Source organism: Paenibacillus sp. YAF4_2 (assembly GCF_052113225.1).
Lineage (GTDB): Bacteria > Bacillota > Bacilli > Paenibacillales > Paenibacillaceae > Pristimantibacillus.
In genome coordinates this window covers 106,103-119,427 of record NZ_JBFRCT010000014.1, presented here as the reverse complement: position 1 = coordinate 119,427, position 13,325 = coordinate 106,103, and the positions used below count along the sequence as shown (strand labels likewise).

General features: G+C 43.4%; 15 protein-coding genes. 6 read left to right on the top strand and 9 right to left on the bottom strand.

Features of this window, described 5'->3' with window-relative positions; translation table 11 throughout:
* Window positions 1-123: 123 nt before the first annotated feature.
* From AB4Y93_RS26335 to AB4Y93_RS26320, 4 genes are read right to left on the bottom strand one after another with little or no spacing between them, the layout of a single operon-like run.
* On the bottom strand, window positions 124-1,158 hold the full coding sequence (locus AB4Y93_RS26335) for a fatty acid desaturase (RefSeq protein WP_441896481.1): 1,035 nt from the start codon (window positions 1,156-1,158) through the stop codon (window positions 124-126).
* 47 nt (window positions 1,159-1,205) lie between these two features.
* Window positions 1,206-1,844 carry a hypothetical protein gene (locus tag AB4Y93_RS26330; RefSeq protein WP_441896479.1) on the bottom strand — a complete coding sequence of 213 codons (639 nt, stop codon included), beginning with the start codon at window positions 1,842-1,844 and terminating at the stop codon, window positions 1,206-1,208.
* 13 nt (window positions 1,845-1,857) lie between these two features.
* Window positions 1,858-2,256: a permease prefix domain 1-containing protein gene (locus AB4Y93_RS26325; RefSeq protein ID WP_167279726.1), complete on the bottom strand. Its 399-nt coding sequence runs from the start codon at window positions 2,254-2,256 to the stop codon at window positions 1,858-1,860.
* Window positions 2,253-2,582, bottom strand: coding sequence for a PadR family transcriptional regulator (locus AB4Y93_RS26320; protein WP_441896489.1), 330 nt, complete (start codon window positions 2,580-2,582; stop codon window positions 2,253-2,255). Before AB4Y93_RS26320 ends, AB4Y93_RS26325 begins: the two co-directional genes overlap by 4 nt.
* A gap of 210 nt (window positions 2,583-2,792) precedes the next feature.
* Between AB4Y93_RS26320 and AB4Y93_RS26315 the strand changes: the two genes are divergently transcribed.
* The 4 genes from AB4Y93_RS26315 (at window position 2,793) to AB4Y93_RS26300 (ending at window position 7,348) form a co-directional block, all read left to right on the top strand.
* Window positions 2,793-3,485: a response regulator transcription factor gene (locus tag AB4Y93_RS26315; protein WP_441896477.1), complete on the top strand. Its 693-nt coding sequence runs from the start codon at window positions 2,793-2,795 to the stop codon at window positions 3,483-3,485.
* Window positions 3,463-5,718 carry a sensor histidine kinase gene (locus AB4Y93_RS26310; protein WP_441896475.1) on the top strand — a complete coding sequence of 752 codons (2,256 nt, stop codon included), beginning with the start codon at window positions 3,463-3,465 and terminating at the stop codon, window positions 5,716-5,718. Before AB4Y93_RS26315 ends, AB4Y93_RS26310 begins: the two co-directional genes overlap by 23 nt.
* A gap of 285 nt (window positions 5,719-6,003) precedes the next feature.
* Window positions 6,004-6,585 (top strand): YjgB family protein, encoded by a 582-nt coding sequence (locus AB4Y93_RS26305; protein ID WP_441896473.1) that lies wholly within the window; start codon window positions 6,004-6,006, stop codon window positions 6,583-6,585.
* 94 nt (window positions 6,586-6,679) lie between these two features.
* Window positions 6,680-7,348, top strand: a complete 669-nt coding sequence (locus tag AB4Y93_RS26300; RefSeq protein ID WP_441896471.1) for an S-layer homology domain-containing protein — start codon at window positions 6,680-6,682, stop codon at window positions 7,346-7,348.
* 69 nt (window positions 7,349-7,417) lie between these two features.
* Here AB4Y93_RS26300 and AB4Y93_RS26295 read toward each other — a convergent pair whose 3' ends face one another.
* The 5 genes from AB4Y93_RS26295 to AB4Y93_RS26275 all read right to left on the bottom strand — a co-directional run bounded on the left by AB4Y93_RS26295 (window position 7,418) and on the right by AB4Y93_RS26275 (window position 11,467).
* Window positions 7,418-8,002, bottom strand: a complete 585-nt coding sequence (locus tag AB4Y93_RS26295) for a TMEM175 family protein (RefSeq protein ID WP_441896487.1) — start codon at window positions 8,000-8,002, stop codon at window positions 7,418-7,420.
* A 306-nt stretch (window positions 8,003-8,308) separates the two neighbouring features.
* A complete protein-coding gene (locus AB4Y93_RS26290; RefSeq protein ID WP_441896469.1) occupies window positions 8,309-8,692 on the bottom strand; it encodes a cupredoxin domain-containing protein in 384 nt (127 codons plus the stop codon).
* Between the two features lie 191 nt (window positions 8,693-8,883).
* Window positions 8,884-9,882, bottom strand: coding sequence for a type I glyceraldehyde-3-phosphate dehydrogenase (locus tag AB4Y93_RS26285; RefSeq protein WP_441896467.1), 999 nt, complete (start codon window positions 9,880-9,882; stop codon window positions 8,884-8,886).
* A gap of 37 nt (window positions 9,883-9,919) precedes the next feature.
* Window positions 9,920-10,876, bottom strand: a complete 957-nt coding sequence (locus AB4Y93_RS26280; protein ID WP_441896466.1) for a ring-cleaving dioxygenase — start codon at window positions 10,874-10,876, stop codon at window positions 9,920-9,922.
* Between the two features lie 153 nt (window positions 10,877-11,029).
* On the bottom strand, window positions 11,030-11,467 hold the full coding sequence (locus AB4Y93_RS26275) for a Dps family protein (RefSeq protein ID WP_441896465.1): 438 nt from the start codon (window positions 11,465-11,467) through the stop codon (window positions 11,030-11,032).
* Window positions 11,468-11,651: 184 nt separating this feature from the next.
* On the opposite strand from AB4Y93_RS26275, the gene AB4Y93_RS26270 reads away from it, so the two are divergent.
* Both AB4Y93_RS26270 and AB4Y93_RS26265 read left to right on the top strand, forming a co-directional pair.
* Window positions 11,652-12,077, top strand: a complete 426-nt coding sequence (locus AB4Y93_RS26270) for a hypothetical protein (RefSeq protein ID WP_441896463.1) — start codon at window positions 11,652-11,654, stop codon at window positions 12,075-12,077.
* Window positions 12,074-13,309: an MFS transporter gene (locus AB4Y93_RS26265; RefSeq protein WP_441896462.1), complete on the top strand. Its 1,236-nt coding sequence runs from the start codon at window positions 12,074-12,076 to the stop codon at window positions 13,307-13,309. Before AB4Y93_RS26270 ends, AB4Y93_RS26265 begins: the two co-directional genes overlap by 4 nt.
* Window positions 13,310-13,325: the final 16 nt, after the last annotated feature.

Below are 13,325 nucleotides of genomic sequence, written 5' to 3'. Positions count from 1 at the left end.
TTCTTACTCATGTTTGTTCCCCCCAGTTGCTTTTCCTAGTATACAAAAAAGGCACCCACAGCCCAAACACCTTTTTTTAAGTGTCTAGTCTGTGGGTACCAGTTTAACCTGAGAGACTACCCTTTAATTTTCCTTGCCGGTTGCAACAGCACCCATTTTACTTTTTTTAACTTTCTCACTTATTTCTTTGAATCCAACAAATCTCTTGTTGCTCTCATCCCAGAGACGGAACCGAATGGCCTGCAGGCTGGAGGCAATCGTGATCGTAGTAACCTTATGCAAAGCTGGCGTCATATTATGAGCTTCTTCCAAGTAGTAGTTCGGCACTCTAGGACTGAGATGATGAACATGGTGGAAGCCAATATTCCCCGACAGCCATTGCAGCAGCCTAGGCAGCTTATAATAAGAGCTTCCTTCAACTGCAGCTTTCACATAGTCCCACTCTTCTTCGTTCTCGAAATAGCTGTCTTCGAACTGGTGCTGCACATAAAACAACCAGATACCAGCTGCTCCGGATACATAGAAGATCGGAATCTGAACCATCAGAAAGGCTTGCCAGCCAATAGCCCAACAAACCAGTCCCGCTACAACCACAATACCCAAATTCGTCAAATACAAATTGATACGTTCTTTCGCTTTAGCATTTTTCCGATTGAAGCGATTTTCAATAAGAATCGAGTAGAACGGTCCAAGAACGAACAAAACGAAAGGATTCCTATACAATCTGTAACCTATACGCTTCCATACGGAAGAAGTTAAATACTCATCTACCGTAAGGATCCATATGTCCCCTATTCCTCTTTTATTAAGATTACTGCTTGTAGCATGATGAATCGAGTGCGCATGCTTCCACTGATAATAAGGAAAGAAAGTAAGAATGCCTGTAAACGTTCCGACTATTTCATTCAATCTCTTGCTCTTGAACATGGACTGGTGACAGCAATCGTGAAAAATAATGAATGTCCGAACGACGAATCCGGATGCAACAACAGCAATAGCTAAAGTGAGCAAATAAGATACCGAGAGCGAGAGATAGGCAACATACCAGAGCACTACAAACGGCAAGATGGTATTCAAGATCTGTAGAATGCTGGTCTTGGGATTTGATTTCTCATAAGGAGCCATGTCTTTTTTAAGTTGACGTACGGAAGTTTGCATATTGTTCCCCTCTGTCCTTATGGACATTCCATTTAATCTGGGTTAGATCAGTTCTTGATTCTTTTGACCTGAAAATAATACATGCTGAGCGGCCACCACAGAACGGCAAAGATCGGATAGATCGCCCAGATTGTATCCGGGGAAGAAACCACATTGACCGTAATAAAGAAGGCAATCATCAGTGAGCTGGCAGAGATGGAAAAGCTGTAATACTGCTTCTTACGGACATAATACAGAGCAAGCGGCCACCAGATCACAGCAAAAGCAGGATATATCGCCCAAGGATAATCAGGTGACATAGCAGCGTTCAAGATCGAATAGTACAAAACCGCACTTATGCTCGAGATGATGGCGAAGGTTAACGTCTTAGCTTTGGACCTGCTGTACATCGTAATTGGCCACCATATGACTGGAAATAAAGCATAGATGAACCACGGATCATCAGGTGATTCCATATAGTTAATCGTAAGCAGAAAGACAATGACCAGCAGGCTACCTAGCAACGAATACAGCCTATAATAGCCCTTTCTTACAGACGCCAGGCTGAGTGGCCAGAACAATAATACAAATGCCGGATAAATAAACCAAATTTCACTCGGACTTGTTAAGAAATTCACGAGCATAAAAAACAAGACACTCATCAAGCTGCCAACTGCGGCAAAACCAACTTGCTGCCTATCTATCATTAGGTCGACCTCCTCACCTTAAGCGCAACCAATTAAACACCATGGACAACGGCCACCAAAGAACGGCAAAAGTCGGGTACACGAACCAGATCACATCAGGGGTATAATAGAAATTGACGAATACAACAAGTGCAATAATCATAAGGCTGCCCCAGACCGAGAAGCCGAGATTTAATTTGGCATTGTTCCTTCTTGTAGGAAGCTTGTGTCCAAGCTGCTGCTTGATTTCTTCTATGTCACCAAATTCAACAATCGCTTTGTTGATCGCATCCTCTTCTTCCTTCCCCTGCTCCATCAAGTCGAATACTTTCTCCTGAAGATTAGCTACAATTTCCTGTTTGATAATCTTCTTTTTCTCGCTCTCCGGAATGCCCTTGAATAATTCGTCTACATGCTGCTTTATCGATTTCAATTCAATCCCTCCATGAACACGTCGATAATTTCCTTAATTTCTTGCCATTCTATAACCGTTTCACGTAAGTAAGCCCTACCTAATGTTGTTATTCGATAATATTTCCTCTGTCCCCCATGAGAAACGTCTCCGTAGTAGGACTCAATAAGTTCTTTGTTCTCCAGCCTTTGGAATACCGCATACAAAGTGGCCTCTTTTATCTGGAATCTGTCCTTCGTTCGCAGGCTGATCTCTTTAGAAATTTCATATCCGTACCGATCCTTTTCCAGAATCAGGCGTAGGATGATTGGATCCAAATGCCCGCGAATAATGTCGCTCCTAATAATACTGAGCCCTCCTTGCCTAACTATTCTATCTGATAGAGTAATACTAACCGAAAGTACTCTATGTGTCAAAGTAATCTTTATTTTTGGAAAACAACCTTATGAACAGGCCAATAAATTAAGAAGTTCTTCATAAATTTTATGAGCAGTTATTAAGAATTTCCAATTACAATGAGAATATGAATGGCTAACACGCAAGGGGGAATGAAAAAGATGGAGCAGCGCGTTGTGCTGGTCGTCGACGACGATAAGGAAATACGTGACGCCATCGAGATTTATTTGAAGCATGAGGGCATATTCGTTTTGAAGGCGGAAGATGGTTTGGAAGCACTGGAGACTTTGGAGTCACACCAAGTGCATCTCATCATTATGGATCTCATGATGCCTAGGCTTGACGGTATTACTGCCACCTTCAAAATCCGCGAGCATCGCAACCTTCCGATCCTCATCTTAAGTGCCAAGAGTGAGGACAGCGACAAAATACTTGGTCTTCATATAGGAGCGGATGACTATGTGACCAAGCCATTTAATCCGATGGAGCTTATTGCAAGGGTGAAATCGCAGCTAAGGAGATATGTTACTTTTGGCTCCTATGAAGGCGTTAAGAAAATGATCGACCTGCGCGGTCTCGCATTAAACGTGGAGGGCAAGGAAGTAACCGTGAATGGAGAAGCAGTCAAGCTGACCCCTATAGAGTATAAGATCGTGGAGCTCTTGATGACGAATGCGGGACGAGTCCTTTCGATCCAGGAAATTTATGAACGTGTTTGGAAGGAGCCGGGCTACAACGCCGAAAATACGGTTGCCGTCCACATTCGCAAAATCCGCGAAAAGATTGAGATTGATCCGAAAAACCCAAGATATCTGAAAGTGGTGTGGGGCATTGGATACAAAATGGAGAAATAGCACGCGTTTTTTACTATACGCACTGTTGCTTGTCATTGGCTTGAGCGGACCGTTAACGTTATGGGATCAGGGAAGCCGTTACCTCAATCGCGATTACTATCATACTCAGGAATTTCATCAACAGCTCGATCAATTCGCAGCCTACTTGAACTTATTTGAGCTCAATTCACCCGCTGTGCAAACAGCGAAAAACTCCATTACGGTGGAGATGGAAGACATTGTTAATTATCGTAATGAGCTGGCGCCTCTTGCTGAGCAAACGAATGTAATCCTAGACGAATACAAACCACTTATTGCGAAAGCATCTGCGGATGGCAACAGCAATGTGGTTGCCTTTTACATAGCCCAGAGACAAAGCAAGCTGGAAGAACTCTTGAGACTCTACAAGGATGACGATTATGTCATTTCTCTTATCCGCAAGGAGAAGGAACAACGAATAGACACCTACTTCAGGTTAAGGGAGGCTTACCGCTTTAAGTACAATGAACTGGAGAATCAGTTTGACTATTTCTTTTCAAGTCCTACCGCCAGTTCTGTTCATTCGAGCTTGAATGTCCCTGATCGACTTGCTCAAAAAGAATTACACGGCAGTGGTTACATCTATACAACGGACTATACGATAGATATCGCTAATTCGTTACAAAACAATATCGGAGCTCACGAACTGCTGGACGCCTCGATCGTTCCTTATCAAGGCTGGATCGCAGTGCCAATGAACAGTCCTATTCAGGTAAATTCCATAAGATACACCTGGGAGCAGTTGATCCTGTTCGCCTATTGTCTCGCAGGCATGACGTTGCTCGTCCTATGCTTGAAGCGTTTCAAAGTCATCATGGCAACTCGGAGTGAGACAAGCCTATGGACGACCTTCTATCGTAAGCTGCCGCTTGATGCCAAAGTTTTATTTTTCGCCGGAACATCTGCTTTGAGCGTCAGCTTGCTGGTGAACTTGGCGGACCACTACCCTTCCATACTCGAAGCACCCTTGTCGTACTTCGGTAGGTTGCTTGTTGCACTCTCCATTGCGGCGATTGGCATGGCACTCTCCCTTCTTCAAGGACAGCTCATTGTGGATCAGTTGGGCAGCTGGAGCGATTTCAGGAGACAATGTTCCAAATCTTTATTAAATCGGGGCAACTTACGTGTGAAAGCCAGATTCAATCGAATCAAGAATTCAGTGAAGGACTCCTTTATTTATAAAAGTACTGGAATACGACTTCTCGTTCTTGCCTTTATCTTGATCGGATTAGGATTTATTGGAGTATGGGGGGTGGTTGCCTCCTTCTTTCATGAGCCCGGCTACAATGAGCTCTCCTTCATTGCTCTATTTGTACCTATTCTTGCGGTCATTGGGATTATCGCAATCCTCTTAACAGCAAGGCAATCCATGCATCTGAATCGGGTTGCCTTGGCCGCGGACGAGCTGGCAGCCGGCCGAATGCCAAATGAGCTTCCTCCATCGGGAAGTGGCGTACTTGCTTCGCTGGCTGCCAATATTAACGAGTTAAGACGTGGAGTCAGACTACTTCAGAATGAACAAGCCAAAAGTGAGAGGCTGAAGACGGAGCTCATTACGAACGTCAGCCATGATCTTCGGACTCCCCTTACATCAATAATCACTTATACGGGACTTCTGAAGTCTGAGGACTCGACAAAGGAGGAAAGATCTGCTTACGTCGAGATCATCGACCAGAAATCCAAGCGTTTAAAGGTAATGATTGACGATTTGTTTGAAGTGTCGACCATGGCAAGCGGGAATGCTAAGCTGCTCCTGGAGCAAACAGATCTTGTCCAGCTTATGCAGCAGGCGCTTGCAGAGTATAAAGAGGATATGGACAGCTCCGATATTCAGTTCCGTATCTCATTGCCCGAGGAGCCCATATCCGTAATTGCAGATGGCCAAAAGCTGTGGCGCGCGTTCGATAACCTGATTGGGAATATGATGAAGTATTCGCTCGTTCAGACACGAGCCTATATAACGATGCAGTTTTCCGAACAGCAGCAAGAAGTTACGATTACGTTCAAGAATGTATCGAAGTTCGAAATCAGCGATAATGCTGAGGAGTTATTCGAACGCTTCAAACGCGGGGATACGTCACGTCATACGGAAGGATCTGGCCTCGGACTCGCGATTGCCAAGTCGATTATTGATCTGCATGAGGGGCGTCTGACGCTGGAGACCGATGGGGATTTGTTTAAGGCGACGGTTGTTTTGAGGGTAGGCGATAGGTAGATTCATGGAATATTCTCTATATTACATCCATTTTGGACTCAAACAAACCACTTCTCATTGAGGTGGTTTATTTGTTTATTTATTTAGTTTGCATGCTATTCTCTAAACAACCGGCCTTCAAATAGATGAGCTTCTCCAGTAGTTTGTTTGTACAAATACGGAATCGGGAGGTATATCATTCGGATTCCACATTTTGTTATTTAGCGATAAGCAACCTATTGTAACGTACCCGCGTCTAAAACGAAGAATCACACTTGATCCAACACCATTAGGAGGAAAATTAAAATGAACGTATATGCATATGTTAAAAAAACAGCGATTGCTGCAGTAGCCGTAGGAACGCTGACCCTATCCACAGTCGGAGCAATCCCTTCTCATGCTGTTGCAGCAGCTTCCGTCGAAGCGAATAATGATGCTCTCCGTACATTAATGAGCTTCTATAAACCGGCTCTCCAAGGTCAATTCCCGAATTTCCATAGCTTCACGCTTGGTAAGACCTCACATGAAACAGTCATTAACACGATCGGCAAAGCCGAGTCCCCAGCTACGGATGCCGACGGTTTCGACGTATACCATGCGGAAATGGGCCATCCCGGCTACGCGATAAATTACAAGCTGGGTAAAATACGCGAAATGCGCTACTTCGGCACGAATGTTGAGCGCCAGACCAATTTGGGGGGCATTACTGTCCGTATGCTGATTCAGCAATGGGGTGCTCCAAATGAATCGGTCCTCATTAAGTCCGGCAAGACCGTACAAAAGAAAATCACCTACGTCCGCGGCAAGTATCAGCTGGAGTTCATCTTCAACGGCACGAGCGGAACAGGACTGGATCATATTAACCTTGTAACTAAAACGATCAAGTAACTTCTTCAAAAATAAATTTTTAGTAAATTTATTTAAGTTTGGATAACCCGTCTATGAGGAAGGAACGTTCCAACATACATGATGAGGTGATCCCATGACAAACAAATTCAAACTCATTACATTAGCAGCTACAGCGGTGCTTACCCTATCCATTGCTGGACAAAGCTATGCGGCAACAACCACATTCACGGATATCACAAATGTGAGCGCTAAGGATAAAATTATTTCCCTGCAGGATAAAGGTTTAGTGCAAGGTGTTAGCAAAGACCGCTACTTCCCAAACGCAACGCTAACTGTAGCACAAGGTATCCAACTAATCGTAAATGCGCTTGATTTGAACATTGATACACTTCGCTTTATTAAAGAGCCTCATGCTACGGATTATTTCCCGAAAGCAGACGATGAAGCTTGGTATGCAAATGCACTTATCATCGCGGCCAACAATGACATTGGTCTGCCAAATGATCTAGATCCTAACATAACATGGACAAAAGAAGAGTTCACCCATCAGTTGATCCTTGCGATTGAGAAGCACAGCAATCTGCCAATGATTAAGATCATCCCGATGGAATTTAACGACCAAGATGAGTTATCCGTCTCCTACGAAGGATCAGTCCAAAGAGCACTTGTTCTTAAAATTGCTGAGCTTGATCAGGCTGGTAACTTCAATCCAACAGATGAAATTACACGTGCAGATGCGGCTGTGCTGATCTACAATGCACTCGACTATATTGATGTACATCAAGCACCATCAGCTGAATAAACACTTTTTACCAAAAAAAGAAGAGCCAAATACTGGCTCTTCTTTTTTACTCGCGAATATTCCATATGGTTATAATTCTCTGCTCTTAATAACACGCTCAATCCGTTGATCAGGAACGAACCAAATCGCTGCTACTAGCACGATTAAGAAGCATGATATCCATGAATTGAGGTATGCTGTCGGAATAGCCACTATGTAAAACAAGATTGAAAGTTTCCCTTTAAAGTCTTTACCCATCGCAACCGCAATAGCGGAGTTGGAGGAATGCTGTTTGAGAATCGCGTGTTGCAACAAAGAGTATGCAATGGCCGTAAAAAGCAAAACAATACCGTAAAATGCTGTTGGCGTAGACGAAAAGCTACTTTCTCCTATCCACGCCGTAGAGAACGGCACGAGAGACAGCCAGAATAACAATAACAAATTCAACCACATAAGCCTCCCGTAAAGGAAATGAACCGTATGGAGCAGATGGTGATGATTATTCCAGTATATCCCAACATAAATAAAGCTGACAGCGTAGCTAAGCAACTTGGGAACCAAATCAACCAAAGAACTCCAAGCGTGATCTTCGGGCGCTTTGAATTCAAGTACCATAATGGTAATTATGATGGCTAGCACACCATCGCTGAAAGCTTCCATACGGTTTAATTTCAACATACTGGCTCCTTTCAACGAAATCTTAAGCCGCTGCTGCAGGCACTCATCGCATTAAATGCCTTGTCCTTTAATCCGCATAGTCAAATCATACTTTTCTCCATTTCTTAAAAGTTCGGCCAATCGGATTAACCGTTCAGATAGTTCACTCCCGGACAAGGTATTGTTTAGTTCATATTTAAAGGTATTCATCGTTTTAAAATGTTTTACGTTTGGGACTTCTTCCCGTGTCATAGCATTCTTCAATGTTATCATTTTCGAAATAACCTCACTATTGATCTATTTTCCAAGCAAGTTACAGCTATTTTACTCAACTATAAGTTTAGCCTTCATATTGGCGTGGCCTGAGCCGCACATCAAATTACAGGAGAATTCATACGTACCAGCCTCATTTATTGTCACAACCTTGGAATCACCAGAGCGTAGTTCTTTGATTTCAAGGTCTTTAAAAGCAATACCATGTACGCCAGATCCCGACTCTAACGTTAGCTTGACGGCCTCTCCTTTTTTAATTCTATACTCGGCTTTATCAAACTCCCAATTCTTTGCCGTGATAACGACTTCATTCGCAATTGCACTTGACTCTTCACCAGATCCTGGTTGAACTTCTTCATTTTTACTAGCTCCACATGCTGTTAGCAATGTAACATACGCAACAATAATGACGAAAACCCATGTTATACGAAACACGTTATCCCCTCCTTGTGATGGTAATAGCTTAAATCCTCCCACTTATATCTATCAATATGTCTTTGTCTATACCTGCCATAGGACATTCAAATATCTAATTCATTTACCTCATTGAAAAAAGAGCAGTTACTTAGGCAGCTAGCGCCTGAGTCACTGCTCTTTTATTTGCGATATCAAATATTCAAATCAAACTATTTTGAAACAAGAAAAGCAGCAACTTCAGCTAGTCGTGAAGCGTAGCCCCACTCATTATCATACCAAGTAGCTACTGATAACAGCTCTCCTTGCACTTGCGTCAATGGCAGATCAATAATAGATGAATGTGGATCACCTACAATACGGGAAGAGGCCCATTCACCCTCCAATACATCTAGAGTTCCCTTAAGTTCCCCTTCATTAGCAGCAAGACGGAACATTTCATTAATCTCTTGAACAGAGCATGGCTTCTCTGTTATCAGATTAAGCTCCGCAATGCTGCCTGTGCGAGTCGGAATTCGGTATGCCTTTCCAGTAATTTGGAGATCACTCCAAATAAACTTGAGAGCCTTAGCCGCTCCAGAGGATGAGGGGATGATATTTTCTGCTGCTGCCCAAGAATCCCGCCGGTCCCTCATAGGCTGATCGGTTAATGATTGTGTATTGGTATAAGAATGCACCGTTGAAAACAGGCCATACTTAATGCCGTAATTTTCTCTAACTAATTTCACTACTGGTGCCAGCGCATTGGTTGTACAGCTGGCCATACTGATAATTTTATGCTTCTCGGGATCAAAGCTGCTGAGATTAATTCCTTTAAGCAAAACGGCATCGCAGTCTTCGAGACTTTTACTTGGCCCGCTGACAAGCACACGCTTGGCGCCGCGATCCAAGTGCAATTGTGCAACGGGTCTTGTTACAGCACGACCCGTACAGTCAACCACCAACTCAACACCAAGCTCTCCCCAATTAGGCACTTCACTGGACGAATTCATATAGCGAATTTCACGGCCGCCTATGATGATAGCTCCTTCTCGACCCAGGACCTCTTCAGGCCAGCGTTTATAATTCGTATCAACCTCAAAAAGCGCCCCAAGTATAGATTCATCTTTTATATCAGAGATTGAATAAGGTACAAAGAGCTTCTCCTGAAGTGCTACTCTAAGTAATTGCCGACCGATTCGTCCAAATCCAAATATTGCAATTTTACTCATGATACCCTCCCATTGTGGTAAAGAAAAATATGTTTCATTAAAAGATTGGCTTCATTTCGTGCACTTGAATAGGAGGCAGGTTCTTTTCAATTTCAGCACGACTGTCTTCAAACCATGCTGGCAGCATTAATTTCTCGCCTAGATGATCTTCAGACTCATCATTTGCGAAACCTGGCGGATCTGTCGCGATTTCAAACAAAATGCCGCCATGTTCACGGAAATAGATAGCATGGAAATACTGTCGATCAATAATCGGCGTAGGATTAAAACCGCTTTTTTCCACATGGCTTCTCCAAGCATCATGGTCTTCATAATCCTTGGCTCGCCACGCGATATGGTGAACGGTGCCTGCACCGGCAATCCCCCATTCCATGGGCTCCGCGTTCACGTCAATGAGGTTGCCGATGTCTCCTTCAGCCTTATAGCGAATAAAGTCCCCATCCTGACCTACCTTAGTAAGACCTAAAACGTCCTCAAGTACCTTCATGGTCATAGTGGATGCCGTGCTGTATAGCACCGCGCCCCCAAATCCTTTAATAGCCTTATCCGTTGGAATACCTCCGGATGACAACGTATTGAGAGCTCCTTCTTCCCTTTCAACAATCTCTAACTGCAGACCGTCCACATCTACAAATTCGATATAGTTTTCGGAGAAACGAGCACTTTCTGTGAAGGAAATATCGAATGCTGTGAGGCGTGCTTTCCAAAAATCAATCGCGCCTACTGGTACTACGTATGTTGTTGTACCTACTTGTCCTCCACCTATGCGGCCCTTACTAGAAAATTTGTATGGGAAAAACGTAATAATGGTTCCAGGGTTGCCTTTTTCGTTGCCAAAGTACAAATGGTAGACTTCAGGGGCATCAAAGTTAATTGTTTTTTTCACAAGACGAAGACCTAGAACTCCAGCATAAAAATCTACGTTTCTCTGCGCATCCTTCACGAAACATGTAATATGATGGATACCAGCTGTTTGCATTAAGTTATTAACCATCTTTTCTAAACTCCTTTTCCTCTCGAGTTATCGATCATGCCAATAACTGAACATACATCTACTTCAAATCATAGAGAAAAGAGTTCAAGCGAACCATTCCATTTTTTCTATACTTGTATAGCGAATTTACTATATCATTGGCGAGGGGCGAGGTTACCCTAAAAATGATTTCAACATCCATACGTGCTTTTCAAGTGAGTAATGAATGGCCAAGAGCATATCACCGGTTGTCTCGTCGTCCTCACGATTAGCGATGCTCATCCCTTCTTTAAGCTCATTAACAATAGTTCCAAAATCGGCTACAAGCGTGCGGACCATCTCCGTAGCGCTCTCAGTACCCACTGCATCTTTTACCGTTGCGGTTTCAAGAACTCCATGCATAGTCGCTACAGGGCTGCCGCCTAATGCCAGCAGCCGCTCGGCAAGATTGTCCACATGAAGCGCAGCTTCCGTGTATAGCTCTTCAAACTTCAAATGCAAAGTGAAGAACTGTGGACCTTTGACATACCAATGATAGTTATGCAGTTTGGTGAACAGAAGACTCCAGTTCGCGATCTGAGTGTTTAGCATTTCCGTAAGTTTTTCAGACATAAAAAAAGCCCCTTTCAAAATTAGCACTAAATTCCAGGACTCACTATAACACACCAAATAAAACCCTGTATACGCAGATTTCGTGCTATAAGAAAAAGCTATATGAGACATAGAAAGATCGATATTGATCGTACGAACCAACGTTTATACGATGGTGTTACAACGAATATAAAGGAGAATTTGAATGGGAATACGGTTCTTAAAAATGGCAGTTATTTATATTGTTCTCGGTATTGGGATTGGAATCTACATGGGTGCAACATTGAACTTTGCATTGACTAGCGTTCATGCCCACGCCAATCTTTTCGGATGGGCAACTTTAGCCCTTTGCGGATTTACTTATCTGCGTTTCCCCAAAGCCGCAGAATCTCGACTAGCTAAATGGCACTTCTGGCTGCAGGGCACAGGCTTGCCAATCATGTTGATCTCGCTATCATTTATTTCAAACGGTTATGATCAGGAATGGTTATCGACTCTAAAACGCGTAGGTGAAACCGTTGCCGGATGTGGAATTCTTGTTTTTGCTGCCAACGTATTTTTAAATGTTAAAGAAACGAATATAGCAGTAACACAAGAGACGTATGCTGAAAATAAGGGGGGACACTTTTGATTAACCCCGTGAATCCAACTGCACCACGTTATAATCTTACGACCCTTATCCTATTCTGGTGTTCATTAATTGTCGTCTCTTCCCTCTATTTAACGATCCCTCTGTTCTCCGTATTTGAGGATGTATTCCAGGTCTCATCTTCAAAAGCGGCTTGGGCAGGCAGCGCCTTTTCATTTGCTTTTGCCGGTGGAGCACTCCTGTTCGGGGGGCTTTCTGATCGCTATGGACGAAAAAAAATGATGATAACCGGGTTAGGCCTGCTCACCGTATCAACCCCTTTTATAGGAACCGTTCATGAGTTTCAATGGCTTATTGTTCTAAGGGTTATACAAGGACTGGCAGCATCCATGTTTCCACCTTCTGTGTTAGCCTACGCTATGGAGATGTTCCCAGCTACTAAAAGGGTAACGATCCTCGGTTTTATAAGCACCGCCTTTTTAATGGCCAGTATCGTTGGACAGATCTATAGCAGCACCGTCGTCATGGGACTAAGCTGGAATTACGTATTTTATATTCTTGGCATCGTGTATTTTGTTTCGCTTTTTTTGATTACAGTAGGTATACCTAAAGATATAACACACAAGTCGAAGGACAGCTTTTTCACTCCTCTAAAGCGCCTAGTTGGTATTTTCAGGAAAAAAGGTCTGCCCATTTGTTACATCATTTCCTCCATTCTCTTTATTGCACTCGTTGGTTTTTTCTCCACGATTGGAAGCTATCTAAGCAGCCCTCTCTTCGGTCTGAGCCACCAGGAAATCCTATGGGTTCGTGCAGCCGGTATCATCGGTATGTTCATTTCTCCATTTGATGGAGGGCTCGTCACCAGGTTTGGGGTAAAAAATGTTCTGTGGTGTGGTTTGATTATGGCCGGTATTGGTCTAGGTCTGGTTGGCACTTCGGGGAACCTTACATTTTTATTTCTGATGAGTATTATTTTTACTGCTGGAATAGCTATGGCCCTTCCCGCCTTGTTATCATTAATAGGCACTTTAGCTGGAGAGTTAAGAGCCAGCGCTCTTTCTTTCCATATGTTTATGCTTTTCATTGGAGCCTCGCTTGGCCCTATCATCTCCATTTATTTGATCAACACCCAAGGTCATAGGATCACTTTCGAGGTGTTAGCCGGATTACTGCTGTTAAGCACCGTGGTCCCATTCTTTATTCGCTTAGAGCGTAAGGAAACTATTACCCCGATCAATCAACACAATCAATCTAACACCAAGTATCATTGAGAAGTCGAATGAAACA